20 protein-coding genes and 1 pseudogene are annotated in these 23,738 nt (G+C 61.5%); 13 read left to right on the top strand and 8 right to left on the bottom strand.

The annotated features are described in order from the left end of the window. The first annotated feature begins 96 nt into the window (after positions 1 to 96). The gene (locus AC13QO_RS02335) at positions 97 to 300 is read left to right on the top strand and encodes a hypothetical protein (RefSeq protein WP_221113363.1); all 204 of its coding nucleotides are present in this window, start codon (positions 97 to 99) and stop codon (positions 298 to 300) included. On the opposite strand, the gene xdhC is transcribed toward AC13QO_RS02335, so the two are convergent. The 4 genes from xdhC to AC13QO_RS02315 all read right to left on the bottom strand — a co-directional run bounded on the left by xdhC (position 276) and on the right by AC13QO_RS02315 (position 6,181). Further along, complete coding sequence (gene xdhC / locus AC13QO_RS02330) at positions 276 to 1,091, bottom strand: xanthine dehydrogenase accessory protein XdhC (RefSeq protein WP_488539809.1); 816 nt, start codon at positions 1,089 to 1,091, stop codon at positions 276 to 278. The genes AC13QO_RS02335 and xdhC overlap by 25 nt on opposite strands. A 285-nt stretch (positions 1,092 to 1,376) precedes the next feature. Then, complete coding sequence (xdhB, locus tag AC13QO_RS02325; RefSeq protein ID WP_488539808.1) at positions 1,377 to 3,716, bottom strand: xanthine dehydrogenase molybdopterin binding subunit; 2,340 nt, start codon at positions 3,714 to 3,716, stop codon at positions 1,377 to 1,379. 196 nt (positions 3,717 to 3,912) lie between these two features. Next, positions 3,913 to 5,376 carry a xanthine dehydrogenase small subunit gene (xdhA, locus tag AC13QO_RS02320; protein ID WP_488539807.1) on the bottom strand — a complete coding sequence of 488 codons (1,464 nt, stop codon included), beginning with the start codon at positions 5,374 to 5,376 and terminating at the stop codon, positions 3,913 to 3,915. A 28-nt stretch (positions 5,377 to 5,404) separates the two neighbouring features. After that, positions 5,405 to 6,181, bottom strand: coding sequence for a 3-hydroxybutyrate dehydrogenase (locus AC13QO_RS02315; protein ID WP_488539806.1), 777 nt, complete (start codon positions 6,179 to 6,181; stop codon positions 5,405 to 5,407). Between the two features lie 248 nt (positions 6,182 to 6,429). On the opposite strand from AC13QO_RS02315, the gene glpK reads away from it, so the two are divergent. From glpK to map, 7 genes and pseudogenes are all read left to right on the top strand, one after another. Continuing rightward, positions 6,430 to 7,923 carry a glycerol kinase GlpK gene (gene glpK, locus AC13QO_RS02310; RefSeq protein WP_488539805.1) on the top strand — a complete coding sequence of 498 codons (1,494 nt, stop codon included), beginning with the start codon at positions 6,430 to 6,432 and terminating at the stop codon, positions 7,921 to 7,923. Positions 7,924 to 8,033: 110 nt separating this feature from the next. Then, positions 8,034 to 8,408 carry a YciI family protein gene (locus tag AC13QO_RS02305; RefSeq protein WP_008530596.1) on the top strand — a complete coding sequence of 125 codons (375 nt, stop codon included), beginning with the start codon at positions 8,034 to 8,036 and terminating at the stop codon, positions 8,406 to 8,408. Further along, positions 8,405 to 9,664: an RNA polymerase sigma factor gene (locus AC13QO_RS02300; RefSeq protein ID WP_488539804.1), complete on the top strand. Its 1,260-nt coding sequence runs from the start codon at positions 8,405 to 8,407 to the stop codon at positions 9,662 to 9,664. Before AC13QO_RS02305 ends, AC13QO_RS02300 begins: the two co-directional genes overlap by 4 nt. A 90-nt stretch (positions 9,665 to 9,754) precedes the next feature. After that, the gene (locus tag AC13QO_RS02295; RefSeq protein ID WP_085778981.1) at positions 9,755 to 10,222 is read left to right on the top strand and encodes an SRPBCC family protein; all 468 of its coding nucleotides are present in this window, start codon (positions 9,755 to 9,757) and stop codon (positions 10,220 to 10,222) included. Positions 10,223 to 10,399: 177 nt separating this feature from the next. Further along, positions 10,400 to 10,685, top strand: a pseudogene (locus tag AC13QO_RS02290) (GIY-YIG nuclease family protein). 258 nt (positions 10,686 to 10,943) lie between these two features. After that, a complete protein-coding gene (locus AC13QO_RS02285) occupies positions 10,944 to 12,005 on the top strand; it encodes an LLM class flavin-dependent oxidoreductase (protein WP_434710842.1) in 1,062 nt (353 codons plus the stop codon). 81 nt (positions 12,006 to 12,086) lie between these two features. Continuing rightward, positions 12,087 to 12,845, top strand: a complete 759-nt coding sequence (map, locus tag AC13QO_RS02280) for a type I methionyl aminopeptidase (RefSeq protein WP_085778980.1) — start codon at positions 12,087 to 12,089, stop codon at positions 12,843 to 12,845. A gap of 159 nt (positions 12,846 to 13,004) precedes the next feature. Here the strand turns inward: map and AC13QO_RS02275 are convergent, their stop codons facing one another. Beyond that, positions 13,005 to 13,580: a PadR family transcriptional regulator gene (locus AC13QO_RS02275; protein WP_488539803.1), complete on the bottom strand. Its 576-nt coding sequence runs from the start codon at positions 13,578 to 13,580 to the stop codon at positions 13,005 to 13,007. A gap of 161 nt (positions 13,581 to 13,741) precedes the next feature. Between AC13QO_RS02275 and AC13QO_RS02270 the strand changes: the two genes are divergently transcribed. Beyond that, positions 13,742 to 14,926: a YbfB/YjiJ family MFS transporter gene (locus AC13QO_RS02270; protein ID WP_488539802.1), complete on the top strand. Its 1,185-nt coding sequence runs from the start codon at positions 13,742 to 13,744 to the stop codon at positions 14,924 to 14,926. Positions 14,927 to 15,049: 123 nt separating this feature from the next. Next, complete coding sequence (gene sbmA, locus AC13QO_RS02265; protein ID WP_488539801.1) at positions 15,050 to 16,315, top strand: peptide antibiotic transporter SbmA; 1,266 nt, start codon at positions 15,050 to 15,052, stop codon at positions 16,313 to 16,315. Between the two features lie 229 nt (positions 16,316 to 16,544). On the opposite strand, the gene AC13QO_RS02260 is transcribed toward sbmA, so the two are convergent. Then, a complete protein-coding gene (locus tag AC13QO_RS02260) occupies positions 16,545 to 17,534 on the bottom strand; it encodes a polysaccharide deacetylase family protein (RefSeq protein WP_488539800.1) in 990 nt (329 codons plus the stop codon). 121 nt (positions 17,535 to 17,655) lie between these two features. Here AC13QO_RS02260 and AC13QO_RS02255 point away from each other — a divergent pair, with 121 nt between their 5' ends. The 3 genes from AC13QO_RS02255 (at position 17,656) to der (ending at position 20,466) form a co-directional block, all read left to right on the top strand. Continuing rightward, positions 17,656 to 18,240: an NnrU family protein gene (locus AC13QO_RS02255; protein WP_285191384.1), complete on the top strand. Its 585-nt coding sequence runs from the start codon at positions 17,656 to 17,658 to the stop codon at positions 18,238 to 18,240. Between the two features lie 104 nt (positions 18,241 to 18,344). Continuing rightward, positions 18,345 to 19,028 (top strand): tetratricopeptide repeat protein, encoded by a 684-nt coding sequence (locus AC13QO_RS02250; protein ID WP_221112107.1) that lies wholly within the window; start codon positions 18,345 to 18,347, stop codon positions 19,026 to 19,028. Between the two features lie 16 nt (positions 19,029 to 19,044). After that, positions 19,045 to 20,466, top strand: a complete 1,422-nt coding sequence (gene der, locus AC13QO_RS02245) for a ribosome biogenesis GTPase Der (protein ID WP_488539799.1) — start codon at positions 19,045 to 19,047, stop codon at positions 20,464 to 20,466. A 431-nt stretch (positions 20,467 to 20,897) separates the two neighbouring features. Here der and AC13QO_RS02240 read toward each other — a convergent pair whose 3' ends face one another. Together AC13QO_RS02240 and AC13QO_RS02235 are read right to left on the bottom strand one after the other, a co-directional pair. Beyond that, a complete protein-coding gene (locus tag AC13QO_RS02240) occupies positions 20,898 to 22,079 on the bottom strand; it encodes a glycosyltransferase family 4 protein (RefSeq protein ID WP_488539798.1) in 1,182 nt (393 codons plus the stop codon). 236 nt (positions 22,080 to 22,315) lie between these two features. After that, positions 22,316 to 23,356: a glutamine synthetase beta-grasp domain-containing protein gene (locus AC13QO_RS02235; protein WP_011426340.1), complete on the bottom strand. Its 1,041-nt coding sequence runs from the start codon at positions 23,354 to 23,356 to the stop codon at positions 22,316 to 22,318. Positions 23,357 to 23,738: the final 382 nt, after the last annotated feature.

Here is a 23,738-nt window from a genome sequence, read left to right as displayed (position 1 = left end):
AGTTCTCTTGATGCAGGCAGACGATCGTTCGATTGGAATAGCAGCATTTTTAGCGGCAAGCTGCAACTCATACCATCAATCTGATGAGGTGACGTCATGGATTGCCAAGCTATCGAAGAGAGCCGGCCGCAACGGAATAGCAGTGTTTTCCTGCGTCTTGCCGGCTGGCTGGCGGGAAGCGCCAATCGCTTCTGCCGTTTGCCGCGGCTCGACCTTTCCGCCACGCCGGACCGCGTCAAGCGCGACCTCGGTTTCCTCGACGGCCGCGATCCTTATTATGAAGACGAGCGCATGCGGTAGGCTGCGAGTGCCGTCAGGATTTCGGCAGCCGTCATCGCGGCGATCACTTCCGGGCGCTTATCCCTGACGGCCGAACCGCCGATCGGCAGCGTCAGCCGCTCTATCCAGGCGCGGTCGCCGCCGGCCTCACGGGAAAGCCAGCTTGCGAAGGTGGCGCGTTTGGTCGCCGAGCCGATCATGCCGATATAGGCGAGGTCGGTTCTCTCAAGCGCCTCGCGGGCGATGAGGAAATCCAGCGCGTGGTCGTGGGTGAGGATGACGACCGCTCCGCCGGCGGAAATATCCTTCACCAACGCTTCCGGCATTGGCACGAGCCGGGTGTTGATTTCATCCGGAAGGTTAGCAAGCTCTTCCTGCCTCGTTTCGACGACCGTCACGGACAGCGGCAGCGGCGCAAGGGCCGACGCCAGCGCCCGGCCGACATGGCCGGCGCCGAAGAGAAAGACCTCCGGCAGCCTGTCGATCTCGCCGGCAAGCCTTGCCTCGAGCTCATCCTTCAGCGCCTGCGTCAAGCGCCGAAACCGCAGTTGCGTGCGCCCGCCGCAACATTGGCCGATTTCGGGGCCGAGCGGGATGTCCATGGTAAGGGCTCCGCCGGTTCCAGCCAGAATCTCACGCGCATTTGCAATTGCCATGAACTCGAACTGCCCGCCGCCGATCGTGCCCCAGAGGGCGTTCGCCGAAACGAGCATGAAAGCGCCGGCCTCGCGCGGAGTGGAGCCTTGCGTGCCGGTGATGTCGACGAGGACGCTCTCTGGGTGGGCGGCGAGGAAGGTTTGGAGGTCTTTCATGGAAAGACAACCGATGGGTATGTGGGCGTGGCACCCCCCTCTGTCCTGCCGGACATCTCCCCCACAAGGGGGGAGATCGGCAAGAGGCAATGCCTCCCCATGATAACGGATCGATAGCTTAAAACCGGATTTTCATAGTCTGATGTCAGGGCAATAAGGAGCAAGGGCTTTCGTCTTGCCGATCTCCCCCCTTGTGGGGGAGATGTCCGGCAGGACAGAGGGGGGTGCAACTCGTTCCAGCCTGTCCGCCCGTCCTGCCCAAACAACAAATCAGCCGGACGCATCCTACACTCGCTTCATCCGCTCCACCGCCATCAGCACCCGTTCCGGTGTCGCCGGCGCATCGAGTCTCGGGCAGACCTTATAATCGGCGACGCTAGCGACCGCCATCGACAGGGCTTCCAGCGCCGAGATCGCCAGCATGAAGGGCGGTTCGCCGACGGCCTTAGAGCGGCCGATCGTCGCTTCGGCATTCTCCGACCATTCGGCAAGCCGCACGTTGAAGATCTTCGGGCGGTCGGAGGCGAGCGGGATCTTATAGGTCGACGGGGCATGGGTGCGCAGCCGGCCCTTATCGTCCCACCAAAGTTCTTCTGTCGTCAGCCAGCCCAGGCCCTGCACGAAGCCGCCCTCGACTTGGCCCATGTCGATCGCCGGGTTCAGCGAACGGCCGACATCGTGGAGAATGTCGGTGCGGTCGATCAGATATTCGCCGGTCAGCGTATCGATCGAGACCTCGGTGCAGGCGGCGCCATAGGCGAAATAGTAGAAGGGGGTGCCGCGGCCGGCCTTGCGGTCCCAGTGGATCTTCGGCGTCTTGTAGAAGCCGGTGGCCGACAGCTGGACACGGGCGAAATAGGCCTGCTTGATGAAATCGGGGAAGGGGATCTCGCTCTCGCCGATGCGCACGCGGTTAGGCAGGAAGACGATCTCGGAAGGCGCCACTTCCCATTTCTCGGCAGCGAAGGCTACCAGACGTTCCTTGATCTGGCGGGCGGCGTCGTAAGCGGCCATGCCGTTCAAATCCGAACCTGATGAGGCGGCGGTGGCCGAGGTGTTCGGCACTTTCGCCGTTGTCGTCGCGGTGATCTTGACGCGGTCGATGTCGACCTGGAAACTGTCGGCCAGCACCTGCGCCACCTTGGTATAGAGGCCCTGGCCCATTTCGGTCCCGCCATGGTTCAGGTGGATCGAGCCGTCCTGATAGACATGGACGAGGGCGCCGGCCTGGTTGAAGGCGGTCATCGTAAAGGAGATGCCGAATTTGACCGGCGTCAGCGCGATGCCTTTTCTGATGTAGCGGCTGTCGCGGTTGAAGCCGATGATGGCGTTGCGCCGCGCCCGGTAGTCGGCCGTTTCCTCCAGCTCTTCGACGACGCGGGCGATGATATTGTCCTCGACCTCCTGATGGTAGGGGGTCAGCGTGCGCCCGGAACCCGGCTGTCCGTAGAAATTCAGCTTGCGGATATCGAGCGGATCCTTGCCGAGGGCATAGGCTACCTCCTCGATGATGCGTTCGGCGCCGAGCATGCCCTGTGGCCCGCCGAACCCGCGGAAGGCGGTGTTGGAGACAGTGTGCGTCTTCAAGGGTTTCGACTGCAGATGCACATGCGGATAGAAATAGCTGGAATCGGCGTGGAAAAGAGCTCTGTCGGTCACCGGGCCCGAGAGATCGGAGGAAAAGCCGCAGCGGGCCGCATAAGTCGCATCGACGGCGTGGATACGACCTTCGGCGTCGAAGCCCACCTCGTAATCAACGAGGAAATCGTGGCGCTTGCCGGTGGCGCTCATATCTTCGTCGCGATCCGGACGGAATTTGACGGCGCGACCGAGCTTCTTGGCGGCGATCGCCGCGAGTGCGGCGAACTGGTTGCCTTGGGTTTCCTTGCCGCCGAAGCCGCCGCCCATGCGGCGCACATTGACGGTAACGGCGTTAGACGGGATATCCAGCACATGGCCAACGATGTGTTGGATCTCGCTCGGATGCTGTGTCGAGGACCAGACGGTGACCTCGTCATCTTCGCCGGGGATCGCCACGGCGATATGGCCTTCGAGATAAAAATGCTCCTGGCCGCCGATGCGCATCTGGCCCTTTAGCCGCATCGCGGCGTTCGACATTTCCGTTTCCGGCTCGCCGCGCTGCAGCGTCATCGGCGTGGTGACCAGCGGGCTGCCATTGGCAAGCGCGCCGTCGATATCGTGCCAGTGCGGCAGGTCACGATAGTCGATCTTGGCGAGCCGCGCGGCGCGGCGGGCGGCGTCGCGCGTTTCGGCGATGACGGCAAAGATCGGCTGGCCGTGGAACTGAACCAAAGTTTCGGCCAGCAGCGGTTCATCATGGCTGCCGTTGGAGCTGGTGTCGTTGACGCCGGGCACTTCCTTGCCGGTGAAGACCCAGACGACGCCGGGATAGGCGGCGACCGCGGAAAGATCGATGCTGAGGATTTCGGCATGCGCCCGGTCGGAGAGGCCGAGCGCGCCGTGCAGCAGGCCGGCGGGTTCGGGAATATCGTCGATGTAGTCGGCGGTTCCGGTGACGTGTTTGTGCGAGGAATCATGGCGCAGCGAGCCGTGCATGGGGCCGGAGATGACGACTTTAGGGTCCTCGAAGGTGGACTTGTCCATTAGATCAGTCCTCCGTGACCAGCCCTGTTCGCGCGGTGGCCCCTTATCCGGCTGCCGCCACCTTCTCCCCGTTCTGACGGGGAGAAGGGATATGCCGCACCGCCTCTTGCTCTCGCAAACATTGCGCGAGGCACGTTCCCTCTCCCCGCAAGCGGGGAGAGGGTTAGGGCGAGGGGCCAATTTGCGAAACAACCCATCATGCCACCTCCTCGAACCGCTTCAGTTCGGCCGGCGCCCCTACCGTTTCCAGATAGAACCGCGTCAACAAATTCTTCGCCGTCAGCTGGCGATATTCCGCCGTGGCGCGCCAGTCGGTGAGCGGCTGGAAATCGGCGTCGAAGGCGGGGCGGGTCGCCTCGATCGTTGCTTCCGTCCAAGGTTTGCCGATCAGTTCTCCCTCCACCGTACGAGCGCGTTTCGGCGTTGCAGCCATGCCACCGAAGGCGACACGGATGTCGGTGACCGTCTCGGCATCGTCAAGGGTCAGCAGGAAGGCGCCGAGCACGGCGGTGATGTCCTCGTCGCGGCGCTTGGTGATCTTGTAAGCCGCAAAGCGGCTGGCCTTGGGATAGGGCACGAAGACGCTTTCGACGAACTCGCCTGGCCTGCGGTCTTGTTTGCCATAGGCGATAAAGAAATCCTCGATCGGCATTTTGCGCTGGCCTTCCAGGGAGCGCAGCGTCAGCGTCGCACCGAGCGCGATCAGCGGCGGCGGGCTGTCGCCGATCGGCGAGCCGTTGGCGATGTTGCCGCCGATCGTGCCCATGTTGCGCACCTGCTCGCCACCGATACGGTCGATCAGCCGTCCGAGCGCCGGGATCTTTTTCGCGATCGCCGCAAAGGCGCCGGTATAGCTGACGCCGGCGCCGATGGTGACACCGTCCTCGTTTTCCGTGACCGACTGCAATTCGCTCAAGTGATTGATGAAAACGACGGGGCTCAGCCGGCGCATCTGCTTGGTCACCCAGAGGCCGACATCGGTCGAGCCGGCGACCAGGATCGCATCCGGTTCCTGCGAGAGAACTTCAGCCAGCGCCTGGACCGAAGCAGGTACGATCAACCGGTCTTCGCCCTTGGCAATGCGGACGGTGTCGCTCGCCTGCATGGCCCAGAGCCGCGCGATGATTTCCGAACGCGCGCGCTCCAGCGGATCGAACAGCGCGCTCGGCCGCATCAGGCTCACCTGCTCGGCGGCCTTGACGATCGGCTCATAGCCAGTGCAGCGACAGAGATTGCCTTGCAATGCCTTTTCGATCTCGCGGCGGCTTGGTTTTTCCTTGGTCAGCCATAACCCGTAGAGCGACATGACGAAGCCCGGGGTGCAGAAGCCGCATTGCGAGCCGTGGCAATCGACCAGCGCCTGCTGCACCGGATGCAACGCGCCGTCCCGACCGGCCAGATGCTCGACCGTCACCACGTGCGTGGCGTGCAGCGAGCCGGTGAAACGGATGCAGGCATTGACGGATTCATAGGCAAGCTTGCCGTCGACGAGCCGGCCGACGAGCACGGTGCAGGCGCCGCAGTCGCCTTCCGCGCATCCCTCCTTGGTGCCGGTGAGGCGCCGCTTCAACCGCAGAAAATCGAGAAGCGTCTCGGTCGGCCCGACATCGGTGAGTTCGATGTCCTCGCCATTCAGGATGAAGCGAATGCTGTCGTTCATGGTATTCCCGGTTGTCTTTTCCAAATGGTTAGGCCGCCGTCCAGCCACCGTCAATCGAGATGTGGGTTCCCGTCACCTGGCGGGCGGCGTCACTGGCGAGGTAGAGCGACAGCGCGCCGATCTCCTCGGCCTTGACGAATTCACGCGTCGGCTGCGCCTTGAGGATGACTTCGCTTTTCACCTGCTCCTCGGTTATGCCGCGGGCCTTGGCGGTATCGGGTATCTGCTTTTCGACGAGCGGCGTCAGCACATAGCCCGGGCAGATGGCGTTGACCGTCACGCCGAATTCGGCAAGTTCCAGCGCCGCTGTCTTCGTCAGTCCTAATATACCATGTTTTGCCGCCACATAGGCGGATTTGAACGGGGAGGCGACGAGGCCGTGAGCCGAGGCGATGTTGATGATGCGGCCAAACTTCTTTGCCTTCATCAGCGGAATGGCGGCGCGCATGGTGTGAAAGGAGCTCGACAGGTTGATGGCGATGATCTGGTCCCATTTTTCGATCGGGAAATCCTCGATCTTCTCGACATGCTGAATGCCTGCATTGTTGACGAGGACATCGACGCTGCCGAAGGTTTTTGCGGCCGTTTCGATCAGGTCGGCGATCTCGGGGGGCTTGGTCATGTCGGCCGGATGATAGATCGCCCGGCCTTTCGATACCGATTCAAGTCGCTCGACGATCGCCTTGATTTCATCGGCATTTCCAAACCCGTTGATGACGACGTTGTCGCCGGTTTCGGCGAAGGCGGTGGCGATCGCAAGGCCGATGCCGCTGGTGGAACCGGTGACGACGACTGATCTGCTCATGCTGTTTCTCCCTGAATGCCGATGCTGCGTCGCAGCGTTAGCCGCGAGGTTATTCCCAAAGCCGGCTGGCTGGCAATTCCGCTTTATTGGCTTTTCTCGCCCGCATCCGTCTCCTTGTCATGATAATCAGCCTGGAGCAGTTCCGTTTTCTCCGAATCGCGGAAATGCTCTATTTCATTGTTCCACGCAATTCCGGGCGCAAAACCGCTGCGCACTTTTGCTGGAATTGCTCTAGGGAGAAGGATTTCATGAGCGGATATGTTCTGGCGATTGATCAGGGAACGACGTCGACACGGGCTATCGTTTTTGATGGCGACATGCAGGTCGTCGGCAAGGGCCAGAAGGAATTCACTCAGATCTATCCGCGATCCGGCTGGGTGGAGCATGATCCCGAGGAGATCTGGGACTCGGTCGTCACCACCGTCACGATGGCGCTGAGCGAAGCCAAGCTGACGGCGAAGGACATCGCCGCGCTTGGCATCACGAACCAGCGCGAGACCGTGGTGGTCTGGGAGCGCGAGACCGGCCGGCCGATCCAGAACGCCATCGTCTGGCAGGACCGGCGCACGGCAAATTATTGCGACAACCTGAAACGGCAGGATCTGGAGCGGGTTTTCACAAAAAGGACCGGACTCATCCTCGATCCCTATTTCTCAGGCACCAAGCTCTCCTGGATGCTCGCCAATGTGAAGGGGGCGCGGACGCGCGCGGCCAGAGGCGATCTCTGCTTCGGTACGATCGACACCTTCCTGATCTGGCGGCTGACCGGCGGCAAGAGCTTCGTGACCGACGCCACCAACGCTTCACGCACACTGATGTACAACATTGCCGAAAATGCATGGGACGAGGATCTGCTCGACATTCTGAGAGTGCCGGCCGCTATGCTGCCGGAGGTCAAGGACTGCGCTGCCGATTTCGGCACGGTCGATCCGGAGATTTTCGGCGCGGCTATCCCGATCCTCGGCGTCGCCGGTGATCAGCAGGCGGCAACTATCGGTCAGGCCTGCTTTGCGCCCGGCATGCTGAAATCGACCTACGGCACCGGCTGTTTCGCGCTGCTCAATACCGGCGCCGATATGGTGCGTTCGAAAAACCGGCTGCTGACCACCATTGCCTACCGCCTGAACGGCGAGACGACCTATGCGCTCGAAGGTTCGATCTTCATCGCGGGTGCTGCCGTGCAATGGCTGCGGGACGGGCTTCGCATCATCGATAGTGCTGCCGAGACCAATGCGCTTGCCGAAAAGGCCGATCCCACGCAGGAGGTCTATCTCGTCCCGGCCTTCACCGGGCTTGGCGCGCCATATTGGGATGCCCAGGCGCGCGGCGCGATTTTCGGGCTGACGCGCAACAGCGGCCCTGCGGAGCTTTCCCGGGCGGCGCTCGAAGCCGTCTGTTACCAGACCCGGGACCTGCTCGATGCCATGCAGAAGGACTGGAAGAATGGTGCTGAGGATACGGTGCTCCGCGTCGACGGCGGCATGGTCGCCTCCGATTGGACGATGCAGCGCCTCGCCGACCTGCTCGACGCTCCTGTCGACCGCCCGGTGATCCTGGAGACCACCGCCTTGGGTGCGGCCTGGCTCGCCGGCAGCCGGGCGGGGGTGTGGCCGGATAGGGATGGGTTTTCGGCAACTTGGAAACGCGACCGGCGGTTCGAGCCCGACATGGACGAGAAGGTGCGGACGGCAAAGATCAAGGGCTGGAAGAATGCAGTCAGGCGGACATTGAGCGAAGGCTAGCCTTCGGTAAGAGCCGTGGTTCCTGCAATCGCCGCTGAGCTGGATAATTTTTTGATGCGGCCTGTCGGGTAAGCGGTTACTCCTTCGTCATTCGGAAAGAGGAGTGACCGATGCTTTATGCAATCCTTTGTTACGCCCATGAGGAAACCGTCTTCGCCTGGAGCAAGGAGGAAGAGGCTGCCGTCATGGAGAAGCTTTACGCTGTGCAGGAGCCGCTTGCCAAAGCCGGCAAGCTGGGCCCCGTCGGCCGGCTCATGCCGACGACGGCGGCGACGACCGTGCGCAAGGGCAAGGACGAAGCTCTGGTGATTGACGGGCCGTTCGCGGAAACGAAAGAGGCGCTCCTCGGCTTTTACGTGGTTGACTTCGATACGCTCGACGAGGCGGTCGCCTTCTCGAAACAGCTATCCTCGGTCAATCCCGGCTCCACCTCTTACGAAATTCGGCCTTTCTACGTGTTCCGGCCGGGAGATGCTGCATCATGACCGACATTGCCTGGATCGACCTCGCGCTTGCCTCTGCCCGGCCGAAGGCGCTCGGCGCGCTGCTACGCTATTTCCGCGATCTCGACACCGCGGAAGAGGCGTTCCAGGAGGCGTGCCTGAGGGCGATCCGGACCTGGCCGGAGAAAGGGCCGCCGCGCGATCCGACGGCCTGGCTCATCTTCGTCGGGCGCAACAGCGGTATCGATGCGGTGCGCAAACGCTCGAAGCTGCAGGCGCTGCCGGACGAGGACGTCATTTCCGATACCGAGGATGCCGAAAGCGACATTGTCGAGCGGCTGGATGATGCCAATTATCGCGACGATATCCTGCGGCTTCTCTTCATCTGCTGCCATCCCGATCTGCCGGCGACGCAGCAGATCGCGCTGGCGCTGCGCATCGTCTCCGGCCTTTCGGTGACACAGATCGCGCGCGCATTCCTTGTCTCCGAAAGCGCCATGGAGCAGCGCATCACCCGGGCCAAGGCGCGTGTCGCGAAGGCCGGCGTGCCTTTCGAAACGCCGAGCCCTGAGGAGAGGGCCGAGCGTCTTTCGATCGTCAGCACGATGATCTATCTCATCTTCAACGAGGGCTACAGTCAGGCGGATCCCGAACATGAGGCGGCCGCCTTCAGCGACGAGGCGATCCGGTTGGGACGGCTGATGCTGCGCATCTTTCCGTCCGAACCGGAGTTGATGGGTTTGCTTGCGCTCATGCTTCTGCAGATATCGCGCCGCCCGGCGCGCTTCAGTTCCGAAGGCGAGATCGTGCTGCTCGAGGATCAGGACCGCTCTCTCTGGAACCAGCTTTTCATCAGTGAGGCCCTGGCGCTCCTCGACAAGGCGCTGCGCCATCGCCAACCTGGCCCCTACCAGCTTCAGGCTGCCATCGCCGCCATCCATTCCCGCGCGAAACGGGCCGAAGACACCGACTGGACGGAAATCGATCTGCTTTACCGCGCGCTGGAGCGTGTTCAGCCGTCGCCTGTCGTAACGCTTAATCGCGCGGTCGTCGTTTCCAAGCTGAACGGGCCGCAGGCGGCGCTGGATCTCATCGATCCGCTCGGTGAGAAGCTCGGGGGCTATTTCTATTATCACGGTCTGCGGGGCGGGCTGCTGAAGCAGCTTGGCTTGACCAGCCAAGCGCGCGAAGCCTTCGACCATGCCATCGCGCTTGCCCATTCGGCGGCGGAAGCCGCCCATATCCGCCGGCAGATCGACAAGATGCAGGAAGAGGCGGCGCAGCCGATTGCAAATTAATTTCGGCGTGCTGTCGGAACGGCGAAGTTTGACACGTCCTTATAACAACCTGATACGAAACGGGTTTCACTCAAAAGGAGAGATGTTGAAATGACCGCCAGCACGCAACATGAACTCGTCCTTGTTCGCGAATTCGACGCTTCGCGCGAGAAGATTTACAAAGCCTGGACCGATCCGGACCTGCTGAAGCAATGGTTCGTGCCGCGCCCCTGGGGTGTGGCGGAAGCAACGCTCGACGTGCGGCCCGGCGGCTCCAGCGTCGTCGTCATGCAGGATCCCGAGGGCAATCAGTATCCGAACCGCGGCGTCTATCTGGAGGTGGTCGAGAACGAGAAGATCGTCTTCACCGACGCCTATAGCAGCGCCTGGGTGCCGGCTGACAAGCCTTTCTTCACCGGCGTCATCCTGCTGGAAGACCTCGGCAACGGCAGGACGAAATATACGGCCAGGGCGCTGCACTGGCGCGCCGAGGACAAGGAAGCGCACGAGAAGATGGGCTTCCATGAGGGATGGGGCAAGGCCGCGGACCAACTGGCGGAACTGCTGGCGACGATGTGATTGCTGCGGACGGCGAGGGGTAGGCCTCGCCTTTCCGACGCTTCAAGTGCGGCGTGAGGTTGCTTGGAAGATGATTCCGCTGGGGCTTAGAAGTCGTTGAATTCAGATTCGAATTGGGGATTCGGGCGCGTCGGTGTCTCTGTCGACGTGGGATCTATCCTGTGCCAATCTGCTGTTATGAAAGGGCACGTCTATATCCTCGCATCCGCACGCAACGGCACGCTCTATACCTGCGTGACGCGTTGCCGGCTGGCTATACGAGCATCAGAATGAGCTGACGCCGGGTTTTACGTCGGAGGATGGTGTCAAGACGCTGGTGTGGTTCGAAGAACATGATCTGCTGACGACAGCGATCACGCGTGAAAAGACGATTAAGAAATGGCCGCGACTGTGGAAGCTCAATCTGATCGAGCGGGAGAATCCCGAATGGGAGGACATTTCGTTTCATCTCTTGGGCTTGTGAGAGGATGAGTCTCCTGTCGCGCGGACGCGCGACTGCTGGATTCCTGTGACAAGCACAGGAATCCAGCAGCGCCGTGTCTACGGCCAAAGACTCTTTAAATCGTCCTGTCTTCACCCAATCATACCGCGCAGTTGGTGCCCGTCGAGCCCGTGAAAACTAACGCCTATCAAGATTCTCGAACGATCCGTTCCACAATTTGTGTTTGCGCTGCATCACCGCCATCCTTATCTCCGGATCGAGTTCAACAGGATGCCGATGATGGAACTGGGGCTTTACACATTCGCCGATGTCAATCCTAATCCCTCCCGCAGCAAGGGAGCTGAGGGGGCCGAGCGGCTGAAGCATCTGATCGAGGAGATCGAGCTTGCCGATCAAGTGGGGCTCGACGTCTTCGGACTCGGCGAACATCATCGGCCGGATTATGCGGTATCGGCCCCCGCCGTGGCGTTGGCGGCTGCGGCCGTCAAAACCAAAAACATCCGGCTGACCAGCGCCGTGACGGTGCTCTCCTCCGACGATCCCGTGCGGGTGTTCCAGCAGTTTTCGACACTTGATCTCATTTCCAACGGCCGTGCCGAGATCATGGCAGGGCGTGGCTCTTTCATCGAGTCCTTCCCGCTGTTCGGCTACAATCTCGAGGATTACGACCAGCTGTTCGAGGAGAAGCTCGATCTGCTGCTGGCGTTGCGCGACGACGAGACTGTCACGTGGAAGGGGGAGCTTCGCGCGGCGATCAACGGACGCGGTGTCTATCCGAGGCCGCTGCAGGATCCGCTGCCGCTGTGGATCGCGGTTGGCGGCACACCGCAGTCGGTGGCGCGCGCCGGCGCGCTCGGACTGCCGGTCGCGCTCGCGATCATCGGCGGCGAGCCGCGCCGGTTTGCGCCGCTGTTCGATCTCTACCGTGAGGCGGCGCGCCGGGCGGGGCAGGATCAGGCGAAACTGAAGACCAGCATCAATGTCCATGGCTTCATCGCCGACACGACCGAGAGAGCGGCTGACCAGTTCTACGGCCCACAGGCCGAGGTAATGAACCGTATCGGCCGCGAGCGCGGCTGGGGACCGACGAGCCGTGCGCATTTCGATCTGTCGCGCGGGCCGAACGGCGCGCTCTTCGTCGGCGGTCCCGAAGCGGTTGCGGAAAAGATTATCGCCCATCACGCGATATTCAAGAACGACCGCTTCCTGCTGCAGATGGCGATCGGCTTGATGCCGCATGATCAGATCATGCGCGGCATCGAGCTCTACGGGACAAAAGTCGCGCCGATCGTCAGAAAGGCATTGACTGAAAGGGGCGAAGGGGCGAAAGCCACGGCTTGATTAGCGCAATTCCTCAGCGCGTCCTGCCGGACGCGTGCTCTAAGGCGGCCGCGGCCGTCGCGTGCAGGCCGGATGAGACGAATGGTAATCGCAAACGACGATGAACTGACAAAGCTCAAAGAGATCGGCCGGATCTGCGCCAACGCCATCCAGGTGATGGCGGCGGCGATGGAGCCGGGCATGACGACGCTGGAGCTCGACCGGATCGGCCGCAAGGTGCTCGAGGATTCCGGCGCGCGCTCGGCGCCGGAGTTCTGTTACCAGTTTCCCGGTGCCACCTGCATCAGCGTCAACGAAGAAATCGCCCACGGCATTCCAGGTGCGCGTGTCATCCAAGCCGGCGACCTGATCAATATCGACGTCTCGGCGGAAAAGGACGGCTTCTTCGCAGATACCGGCGCTTCCTTTGCGATGCCGCCGGTCAAGCCGAAGATCGAACGCCTCTGCCGCGACGGCAAGCGGGCGCTCTGGGTGGGGCTCAATCAGGTGAAAGCGGGCGAACCTCTGGCAAAGATCGGCACCGCCGTCGGCGCTTTCGCGCAGAAGAACCGCTATACGCTGGTCGCCAATCTGGCGAGCCACGGCGTCGGCCGCTCGCTGCACGAGGAGCCGGCCGAGCTCTCGACCTGGCCGGATCCGTCGGAAAAGCGAGTGACGACAGATGGCCTCGTCTTCACCGTCGAGCCGTTTCTTTCGCTCGGCGCGACCTGGGCCGAAGGCGGCGACGATGCGTGGACGCTTTATGCCGATCCGAAGGCGCCGACTGTGCAATTCGAGCACACGGTGGTTGCGACGCGGAATGGGCCGGTGATTTTGACGCTGCCGGATGGGCGGGTGTAGAGGCTAAGGCGCGCGCCTCGCCGTTCGAGGTTGGTATCTCCATGACGTTTTGTGGGCGCGCACCCACTTCTTCCCCATCGTTCCAGTGACGAGCACGGGAATGAGGGAGGAGGAGTTAGCGCACCATCAACTTACGGACTTGTCCGCAATTCTTCGTCTTCACCCCCGCGTTTCCGGCCGGCCGCCCTGCAGTATCTCCGTCGCCGCGCGTTCCAAAATGCCGGCGATGCGGGCGGCTTCGGGTTTGGACCAGGGATAACGCATCCTGAGCGCCGAGCGCAGCAGCATGCGAGCGGCGCGGATATCGCCGCCGTCCTGCATGAAGTCACTGTCGTTATCATCATCGGCGCCGTGACGTTCGGATTCGAAGACACGCTTCACATAGGCCATCTTCTCGCCGATGCGTTCGAGCTTGGCGAGCGTGTGCAGGATCATCTCGCGGTTTTCGGCGACGCGGCGGCGGCCGGCCTCGGTGATGCGGTAGAGTTTCTTGGCGCCCTCGTTTTCCACTTCGGCAAGGCCGGTTTCCTCGAGATAAGTCAGCGCGGGATAGATGACTCCGGGGCTCGGCACGTAGAAGCCGCCGGAGCGCTCTTCGAGGATCTTGATCAGCTCATAGCCATGGCACGGCCGCTCGTCGAGCAGGGCCAGAATGACGAGCTGCAGGTCGCCGGCTGCGAATTTACGACCCATGCGGAAACCTCCGCCAAACATGCCGCCTTTGAAACCTCTCATGGCCTTCCCCTTCATCATTGGATATATCGTTCGCTATGTCGTAAAACATATATCGTAAGATATTCCAAGGGCGGCGGCAAGATTCCGATCTTTCGTGGAATTGATCGATCGATCAGAAATAGTCGTTTGTGGCACCGGCGCTGCGGCGCGATAAGCACTGCATGCTTTCCCGCCCACCTCGCTCCGCGCCTGATCTCGTTTCGACCGCCGCCGCCGGCGCCGTCGCGATGGCGGCGGCCATGGGTTTTGGGCGCTTCTCCTACACGCCGATCTTGCCCGGCATGATGAGCGGCGTGCCACTTTCGGCAGCCGATGCCGGTTTTATCGCGTCTGCGAATTTCGTCGGCTATCTCGTTGGCGCCGTGCTTGCGGCCTATGGCTGGGCGGCGGGACGCGAGCGGCTGGTGGCGCTTTCGGCATTGCTGGCCACCGCGATCCTGCTCGCTGCCATGGCCGCCACCGATTCCGTTGCGGTCTTTGCGGTCATCCGGTTCCTCGCCGGTCTCGCCAGCGCCTTTGCAATGGTCTTCACCTCGTCGATCGTGCTCAGCCACGGGGCTGCCGCCGGAAACGACCATGTGCAGGCGGCGCATTTCGGCGGGCCGGGTGCCGGGGTTGCGCTTTCCTCGGTGATGGTGCTCCTGGTCGGTCTCGGTTTTCACGACGGACCCGGCGGCTGGCGCGCCGATTGGATCGGCGGAGCGCTCTATTGCGCGGCGAGCCTCGTCGTCGTCTGGTGGCTCCTGCCTTCAGCGCCGGCGCAATCGGCGCGGACAGGCAGGGAGCCGGCGCTCACCTGGGGCCGGCCGACGGTACTGGTGACGCTGTCCTACGGCCTGTTCGGCTTCGGCTACGTGATTACGGCAACGTTTCTCGTCACCATCGCGCGGCTATCTGCGACGGGACCTTTCATCGAGTTTCTCTGCTGGTTTATCGCCGGGGTGACGTCGGCGGTTGCTCTCTTCGCCTGGAAGCCGCTGGTGAGGCCGCTTGGGCTCGGCGGCGTTTATGTTGCGGCCCTTGTGGTCGAGGCTGTCGGCGTGCTCGCCACCGTGGCGTTGCCGCCCTCGGTCGCGCCGCTGATCGGCGGGGCGCTGTTCGGGGCGACGTTCCTTGCGATCACTGCCTACGGGCTGCAGATCGGCCGCAAGCTTTCCCCGGAGAGTCCGCGGCGGATCCTGGCGATGATGACGGCTGCCTTCGGCGTCGGCCAGATCGTCGGGCCGATTGTTGCCGGCCGGATTGCCGAACGCTCGGGCAGCTTTACCCTGCCGACGGTGATCGCTGCCGCAGCACTTCTTGTCTGCGCGGCGCTCGTAATGCCCGTCGTCAGGAAAATCGCCTAACCGGTTACATCTGCGTAACAATCGGCCAAACCCATTGCTGCTTCCTTCGAACTGCCGTAGTTTCCGGCACAATCAGTGTTCCGACACTCCCGAGACTCACAGTTCAGGAAAGCAAAGCCCCCCGTGTTTCATTCCTTCTTTCCCCAGCCGAAACCTTTCTTCATTTCGCTTGTCGTCTGGACGCTGATTTCAATATTGGGCTGGTATTTCTTCGCGGCCGGTCTCGGCGCGTCGCTCGGCTTTGCGCCGGTTCCCGAAGAGCAGCAGCCGATCGATCTTTCCTTCTTCTTGCTGCCCGAAAATGTCTGGTTCTACAGCTATTTCTTTCTCTCAGCGCTGATCTTCTGCGGCGCCTGGCATCTGATAGCGCGCAATCATCCCTGGAAGCTCTGGTCGATCTGGGGTTCGGCGCTCATTATTTTCGTGACCTATTTCGGCGTGCAGATCACGGTCGTGATCAACAATTGGCGCCGGCCGTTCGGCGATCTTCTGCAGAACGCCTTGTCGAAGCAGCCGGGCATTTCAGTGGATAATTTCTACAGCCTGATGTGGGTCTTTTGTCAGATCGCGTTCCTCAGCATGTTCGTGTCGATCATGACCGACTTCTTCACGAGCCACTACATCTTCCGCTGGCGCGCCGCGATGAACGATTTCTATATGTCGAAGTGGGAAAAGCTGCGGCACATCGAAGGCGCTTCACAGCGCGTGCAGGAAGACACTATGCGTTTTTCGAGTACGCTCGAAGGTCTCGGCATCAGCCTCATCAATTCGGTGATGACGCTTGTGGTCTTCCTTCCGATCCTTCTGGCGCTGTCGCATTATGTGACCGAACTACCGGTCATCGGACCGCTGGCGAATTCGCTCTTCTGGTTGGCGCTCTTCTGGTCGGCATTCGGCACGTTGCTTCTGGCGGTCGCCGGTATCAAGCTGCCGGGCCTGAACTTCCGCAATCAGCGCGTCGAAGCCGCCTATCGCAAGGAACTCGTCTACGGCGAGGATCATGCGGACCGGGCGCAGCCGCTGACGGTGAGGGAGCTTTTCAACAACGTACGGCGCAACTATTTCCGCATGTATTTCCACTACATGTATTTCAATGTCGCCCGCTATTTCTACATTCAGGCGGACGCGCTCTTCGTGATCTTCATGCTGGTGCCGACGATCGTGGCGGGTGCTATCACCTACGGTATCTTCCAGCAGATCTCGACCGCCTTCGGACAGGTCAGCAACTCGTTCCAGTATCTGGTCAATTCCTGGACGACGATCATCGAGCTGCTGTCCATTCACAAGCGCCTCAGGGCTTTCGAAGCGGCCATTGATGACGAGCCGCTGCCTGCGATCGATCGACGCTATCTGGAGCGTGAGGCGGGTGTCGTGCACGCGGATGGTTGATGGATAGGGTTTGGCCGGAGCGGGCGAGGTGGTGCTTTGTGGCCCCCTCATCCGGCTGCCGCAGCCAGCTCCCCGAGGGGAGAAGAGACTCGTGGCGATGCCTCGCCTTTATCCATCGCCTTAGAGAATTTTGGTCGACTTTGCGATTCCCCCTTCTCCCCAGAGGGGAGAAGGTGCCCGTCAGGGCGGATGAGGGGGCCACACGGCACCACCCCTCGTTCTCAAAGCGTCAGAGCCCCGACGTCCGCTCCAGCTTCCCGCGCGCCTCGATCATCGGAATCGCTTCGGAGTAACTGACGCAAGCCACATCCGCCCGGTGGCAGACGTCGCTGACCAGGCGGTCAAGCGCGCGCCAGTAGGCGCCGCCGTTCATTTCGACGAAATGGAAGCCGAGCTGGAGGGGGATGCGGTCGCCGTTATACTGGCGGTCGAAAACCTGGGAGAAGGCGGCGTAGGCGCGGTCCTCGAATGCCTTCGTATCCGCACTATCCTCCTGACCCTTGGAATGGCGAACGAAGAGGTTGTAGTCCATGCCGATGATCGGCTTTTGGCTGGGGCCTTCGGGAATCAGGGGGAGGCCGAAGCGGAGGATGCCGTTTTCCTCGACAGGCATCGCCGGGCCTTTGGTCACGAGGCTTGCGTCATAGGTGAAGCCCGCCTTCTTTTCGGCGGCGATCATGTCGGCGCCCGCCGTCGCCGAGAGATAGGGGGCGCGAAAGCCTTTGATGCCATGGTCGACCAGATCCTGCCAGCCGGCGGGTTCTTCGAGGCCGACGCTCTTCCAGGCATTTTTCAACGTAGCATGGAAGGTCGCGTATTCGGCTGACCAGTCGGCTGCGCTCCAGAGGCGGCCGTCAAAATGGCCGCAGGCATGGCTTGCTATGTCGTGCCCTTCAAGATGTGCATGCCAGATATTGCCGAGCCGCTCGCGGATCTCGTCGTCACTCTGGGCAAAACCGACATTGGATTTTCCGCGTTTCTGGTGCGGCGCCTGGTAGGCCCTTTTCGCCGCGTCGTTCATCAGGAAGGTGCAGGAAAGGAAATAGGTGAAGTGGGCGCTGTTCTTCGCCGCCATCTCGCGGCTCTTCAGCCAGAGCGCGTTGTCGTGGGCGCCGTCGAAGGAGATGATGACGAGCTGCTTCGGCCGGTCGGCCGCCTTTGCCGCCGCGGGAAGAACGAGGGAGGCGACCAGACAGGTGGCGAGGAGAGGACGAGACATGGGCACCGCGACAATTTGTTCGCGGTTTCCCTCCGATAGAATTGCGGCGAAGCTGCGATCACAACTGGCATTTTTTCCCGCCAGCCGCTAAGCAATGTCAAACTGCACGGAAGGGACCGCAATGGCACTGCTTATCATCGGCATCATACTTTTTCTCGGTGTGCATCTGGTGCGGGTGGTGGCTCCTGGCCTGCGCCGCTCGATGATCGCAAGCCTCGGCGACAAGGGTTGGCGGGCCGGGTATTCGATCGCGAGCATTCTCACGCTGATCCTCCTGATCTACGGTTTCGGCCAGGCGCGGCAGGTGACCGGCATGCTTTACAATCCGCCGGTGTGGACGGCGCATATCGCCGTCGCGCTGATGCTGATCGCGATGATCTGTCTCGTCGCCTCGCTGCTGCCGGCGGGGCATATAGCTACCAAGACCAAACATCCGATGGTGCTGTCGGTGAAGATCTGGGCGCTGGCGCATCTGCTCGCCAATGGCGAGACGTCGTCGGTCCTGCTGTTTGGGGCGTTTCTTGCCTGGGGCGTGATCGTGCGCATATCGCTCAAGCGCCGCGAGCGGGCGGGCGAAATCACGCTTCGGCCCTTCGTCTCGGCCAAGTACGACCTCTATGCTGCCGTCATCGGTATCCTCGTCTGGGCGCTGATCATCTGGAAGCTGCACGAATGGCTGATCGGCGTTTCACCGCTCGCTACGTGACGAATCTTTCACATCCCCCTTACAACGGCGGCAAAATGGAGTAGAAGGCCGGGCAATGCGCATTTTGCGCAAAGTTATGGGTATTTCCGCGGCCGGAGACGAGAATGGCATTTAACGACGACAGCTTCATCCGTGAGGTCAATGAGGAATTGCGGTCCGACCAGATGAAGGGCGCCTGGCGCCGGTTCGGCCGCTATATTATTGTCGTCGCCATCCTGATCGTCGCCGGCACCGCCGGCAAGGTTCTCTATGAATATTGGGACGATACCCGCTCCTCCGGCGCCGGCGACCAGTTTCTGGCGGCGATGAAGCTTGCCGACGAGAACAAGAACGACGAGGCGCTGGCCGCGCTTGAAAAGCTGGAAAAGGAAGGCCATGGCGCCTATCCGGTGCTGGCGCGCATGCGGGCTGCGACCGTCCAGGCGCAGAAGGGCGATGCTGCTGCTGCAATCGCCGCCTTCAACGAGATCGGCAAAGACAACGGCGTGCCGGCTGCCGTGCGCGATGTCGCCAAAATGCGTGCGGGCTGGCTGCTGATCGAGAACGGTTCCTATGAGCAGGTTTCAGCCGCGATCGAAGAAATGGCCGTGCCGAGTAACGCCTTCCGTCATTCGGCGCGCGAAGCACTCGGTCTGGCCGCCTACAAGGCCGGCAACATGGCGCAAGCGCGGCAATGGTTCCAATCGATTATCGACGACACCGGCAGCCCACGTCCTGTTGCCAATCGGGCTCAGATGATGCTTGATCTCATTACCGCATCCGGCAAGGCGCCCGCCGCGCAGGGCTGAGTTTTAAGGAAAAAGAATGAGTTTCACGGTCGCCATCGTCGGTCGTCCGAATGTCGGCAAGTCGACGCTTTTCAACCGTCTGGTGGGCAAGAAGCTTGCGCTCGTCGATGATACACCCGGCGTGACCCGCGACCGCCGGCCGGGTGATGCGCGGCTGATGGGGCTGACCTTTACGATTATTGACACGGCCGGTCTGGAAGAAGCCGACGAGGAAAGCCTGCAGGGCCGCATGCGCGCGCAGACCGAAGCGGCAATCGACGAGGCCGATCTTTCGCTTTTCGTCGTCGACGCCAAGAACGGGCTGACACCGGTCGATAAGGCGCTTGCCGAAATGCTGCGCCGGCGCGGCAAGCCGGTCGTGCTCGTCGCCAACAAATCCGAAGCGCGCGGCTCCGACAGCGGCTTCTATGACGCCTATACACTGGGGCTGGGCGAGCCGACGCCGATTTCGGCCGAACACGGGCAAGGCATGCTCGATCTGCGCGACGCGATCGTCGAGGCGATTGGCAAGGACAGGGCCTATGCCAAGGAGGATGTTGCCGTCACGGACGTCGATATTCCCCACTCGGCTGATGAGGGTGAGGACGAGGACGAAGAGCCAGCTTATGACGAGACCAAGCCGCTGCGAGTGGCAATCGTCGGCCGGCCAAATGCGGGCAAATCGACGCTGATCAATCGCTTTCTCGGCGAGGATCGGCTTTTGACCGGCCCGGAAGCAGGCATCACCCGCGATTCCATCTCGGTCGAATGGGACTGGCGCGGCCGCACCATCAAGATGTTCGATACGGCTGGCATGCGCCGCAAAGCGCGGGTGACGGAGAAGCTGGAAAAACTTTCGGTCGCCGATGCGCTGCGCGCCATCCGTTTTGCCGAAACCGTCGTCATCGTTTTCGATGCGACAATCCCGTTCGAGAAGCAGGACCTGCAGATTGTCGACCTGGTGCTGCGTGAGGGCCGCGCGGCCGTGCTTGCCTTCAACAAATGGGACATGATCGAGGACCGCCAGGCGGTGCTTGCGGATCTGCGCGAAAAGACCGACCGGTTGCTGCCGCAGGCGCGCGGCATTCGCGCCGTGCCGATCTCCGGCCAGACCGGCTGGGGACTCGACAAGCTGATGCAGTCGATCATTGATACGGACAGGGTCTGGAACAAGCGTATTTCGACGGCGCGGCTCAATCGCTGGCTGGAGACGCAGCAGATCCAGCATCCGCCACCGGCTGTTTCCGGCCGCCGCATCAAGCTGAAATACATGACACAGGTCAAGGCCCGTCCGCCGGCCTTCATGATTTCCTGCACCCGCTCGGACGCGCTGCCGGAATCCTATACGCGCTACCTGATCAATGGGTTACGCGCCGATTTCGACATGCCGAGCGTGCCGATCCGCATCCATTTCCGTTCGCCTGATAATCCGTACGAGTCGAAGAAGAGGCGGACGTAGGGCGCGCTTGCAATGATTGGTGGCCCATTAGGCCTGCGCCATGCGGCAGCCATCTGCAGGTGCCAAGCCGCGCTTCTATTCAGCGCCTCGCTCAGCGCTAAGATCTCGGATAGCAGCCCGCTGAGATCGACTGCATCACGGCCGATCTCGGCGGCGATGCAGTCGGAGATGACGGCTCTTTCTTGTTGGTGCTTGCCTTCCCCGTCGGCCGAAGCGCGACCACGCGTTGGTCATCCTCGCGCCTCATGTAGCCGGCACTTTTCCAGGCGTTCGAGCAATGGGGCCCGGATGTGATTCCAGTAAGAGCTTTTCGCAGAGGCTGCCGACGCTCTGGCCGTCCTCGCCTCACAGCGCGACCCTGACGCCGCCCGTCCGCAGCACGATTGTGGTCGCGAACGATACGCTTCTAGACCTGCACAAAATGGGAACGATCAATCTCCAGAAGGGAGAGGCCCGGCGTTTTCGCCGGGCTTTCTGCTTCTTGGAAGCGACTTGGCAAATTGCCACGCCTTCTTCCATTTCGGCGTGATCACGCCGTTGGCGGCGCGAATGTTGTTGATGAACTGCTGCGTCGCCGCTTCCCAGGAATATTGCATGGCGAGCGCATGCGCCTTCTCGCGCGAAGCCGAGAGGGCAGCAAGGCAGGCGGCGCGCAGGTCCGTGTCGAGCGCGCCGACTTCGCTGTCTTCACCGATGATGTCGAGAGGGCCGGTCACCGGGTAGGCGGCGACCGGCACGCCCGAGGCCAACGCTTCGAGAATGGTGTTGCCGAAGGTGTCGGTGAGCGAGGGGAAGACGAAGACGTCGGCCTGGGCATAGGCTTGCGCCAGCTCCTCGCCGAACTTCACGCCGGCGAAGAAAACATCGGGATATTGCTTTTCGAGCTCGGCGCGCGCCGGCCCATCGCCGACGACGACCTTCGAGCCCGGCAGATCGAGCTCAAGGAAGGCCGGCAGATTCTTTTCTAATGCCACGCGGCCGACGGTCATGAAGACCGGGCGCGCCAGGCCGAACGGCTTTTCCTCGAGCGCCATAGGGCGGAACTGCGCGGCGTCGATGCCGCGGCTCCAGGGCATGAGATTACGGATGCCTTTTTCCGACAGTTCACGCGCAAGGCTCGGTGTCGCCACCATGCAGCCGGCGCCGCCATTGTGGAACCAGCGGATGAAGGAATAGAGCCAGCTCTTCGGGATCGGCAGGCGGGCCGCGACATATTCCGGGAAGCGGGTGTGGTAGCTCGTCGAAAACGGCATGCGGTTCTTCAGGCACCAGCGGCGGGCGGTGAGACCGAGCGGCCCTTCGGTGGCGATATGCACGTAGGAGGGATTGTGCTTTGCGATCTCGCGGGCAATGCGGCGATAACTGGCGATCGACAGACGGATCTCGGGATAGGTGGGGCAGGGGATGCTGTTGAAACGCTCCGGCGTCACCATCCCAACCTCGACGCCCATCTTTGCCAGTTCGCGATTGGTGTTCTCGATCGAGCGCACCACGCCGTTGACCTGCGGATGCCAGGCATCGGTGACGATCACCAGCCGTTCCGGCAGTTTGCCGGCCGAGGTGGCATTGGCCCAGCTCTCGCCGCTGTAAGTGTTTGCCGGACGTTGCAGCATATCGCGATTTCCATCCGCGTTGCAGTGATCTGTCAACGCTCAACCCCAAAGCGGGGTTCCGGAACGGCGATTCCCGCTTGCCTATTTTGAGGCATGACCATGATGGAAATATTACAGCCGCTTGCCAGTCTTTTGAGGCGTTTAGCGGTCCGATCGGCGCGAATATGTCAGCGGCCGATCATCATTTCAGGCAGAAGAATGACGGCGCCGGTCGAGGACCGACGCCGCTTGGGAGGTTAGGCGGCAGCGGAAGCCGAACCGGCGAGCGGAACTTCCGAGATCGTCTTCAGAACCTGGGAAGCGATCTGGTAGGGGCAGCCCTGCGAGTTCGGGCGGCGATCTTCTAGATAGCCCTTGTAGTCGTTCTTGATGAAGGAGTGCGGCACGCGGATCGAAGCGCCACGATCGGCAACGCCGTAGGAGAACTTGTTCCACGGAGCCGTCTCGTGCTTGCCGGTCAGGCGCTTGTCGTTGTCAGGACCGTAAACGTTGATGTGGTCCATCAGGTTCTTTTCGAACTGCGCCATCAGCGCTTCGAAGTAGGCCTTGCCGCCGACTTCGCGCATGTACTTAGTCGAGAAGTTGCAATGCATGCCCGAGCCATTCCAGTCGGTGTCGCCGAGGGGCTTGCAGTGATACTCGATGTCGATGCCGTATTTTTCGGTCAGACGCTGCAGCAGGTAGCGTGCCATCCAGATCTGGTCGGCAGCCTTCTTGGAGCCCTTGCCGAAAATCTGGAATTCCCACTGGCCCTTGGCCACTTCGGCGTTGATGCCTTCGTGGTTGATGCCGGCAGCGAGGCAGAGATCGAGATGCTCTTCGACGATTTCACGGGCGACGTCGCCGACATTCGAATAGCCGACGCCGGTGTAGTAGGGGCCCTGCGGAGCCGGATAGCCCTGCTCGGGGAAGCCGAGCGGGCGGCCGTTCTGGTAGAAGAAATATTCCTGCTCGAAGCCGAACCAGGCATCTTCGTCGTCGAGGATGGTGGCACGGGCGTTGCTCGGGTGCGGCGTGACGCCATCGGGCATCATGACTTCGCACATGACGAGAACGCCGTTGGTGCGGGCCGGGTCGGGATAGATGGCGACGGGCTTCAGCACGCAATCGGAGCTGCGGCCTTCGGCCTGCATCGTCGACGATCCGTCAAAGCCCCAGAGCGGAAGCTGTTCCAGCGTCGGGAAGGCGTCGAATTCCTTGATCTGCGTCTTGCCACGCAGGTTCGGTACCGGGGTGTACCCATCGAGCCAAATATACTCGAGCTTATATTTTGTCATCGTGACTCTCTCAATACGACGAAGGTGAGCAAACCCGGAGACGATCTGGGCGCGCAAACGCATCCGACCGCCAGGGGATGCACCTATTTAAGCACGTAGCGTGCCAGTTTGATCGCGGGCGAAAGAAAAATTGTAAATCAGCCGGTCAATCCGCGCTTTTCCTTTCTCGAAGGAAGCCCGTTTGGACGATCGAAGATTGATTCATCAGGAGGATAGAGAGGTTTTCTGCCTCGGAACCGGATGAAAAATTGGGCGTTAGTCTGAAACGGTGAAGTGTTGAACAAATAGGCGGAAGCTTCAGCCATAAACAGCATATGGATCAATCATTAGTTAGATCATGCATTTATTTTGTGCAATTTGCATAAAGGATGTGCATCATGCT

The organism is Rhizobium sp. CNPSo 3670 (assembly GCF_057784555.1).
Note: the sequence above shows the minus strand (reverse complement) of the source record. Positions and strands in the feature narration are given on the sequence as shown.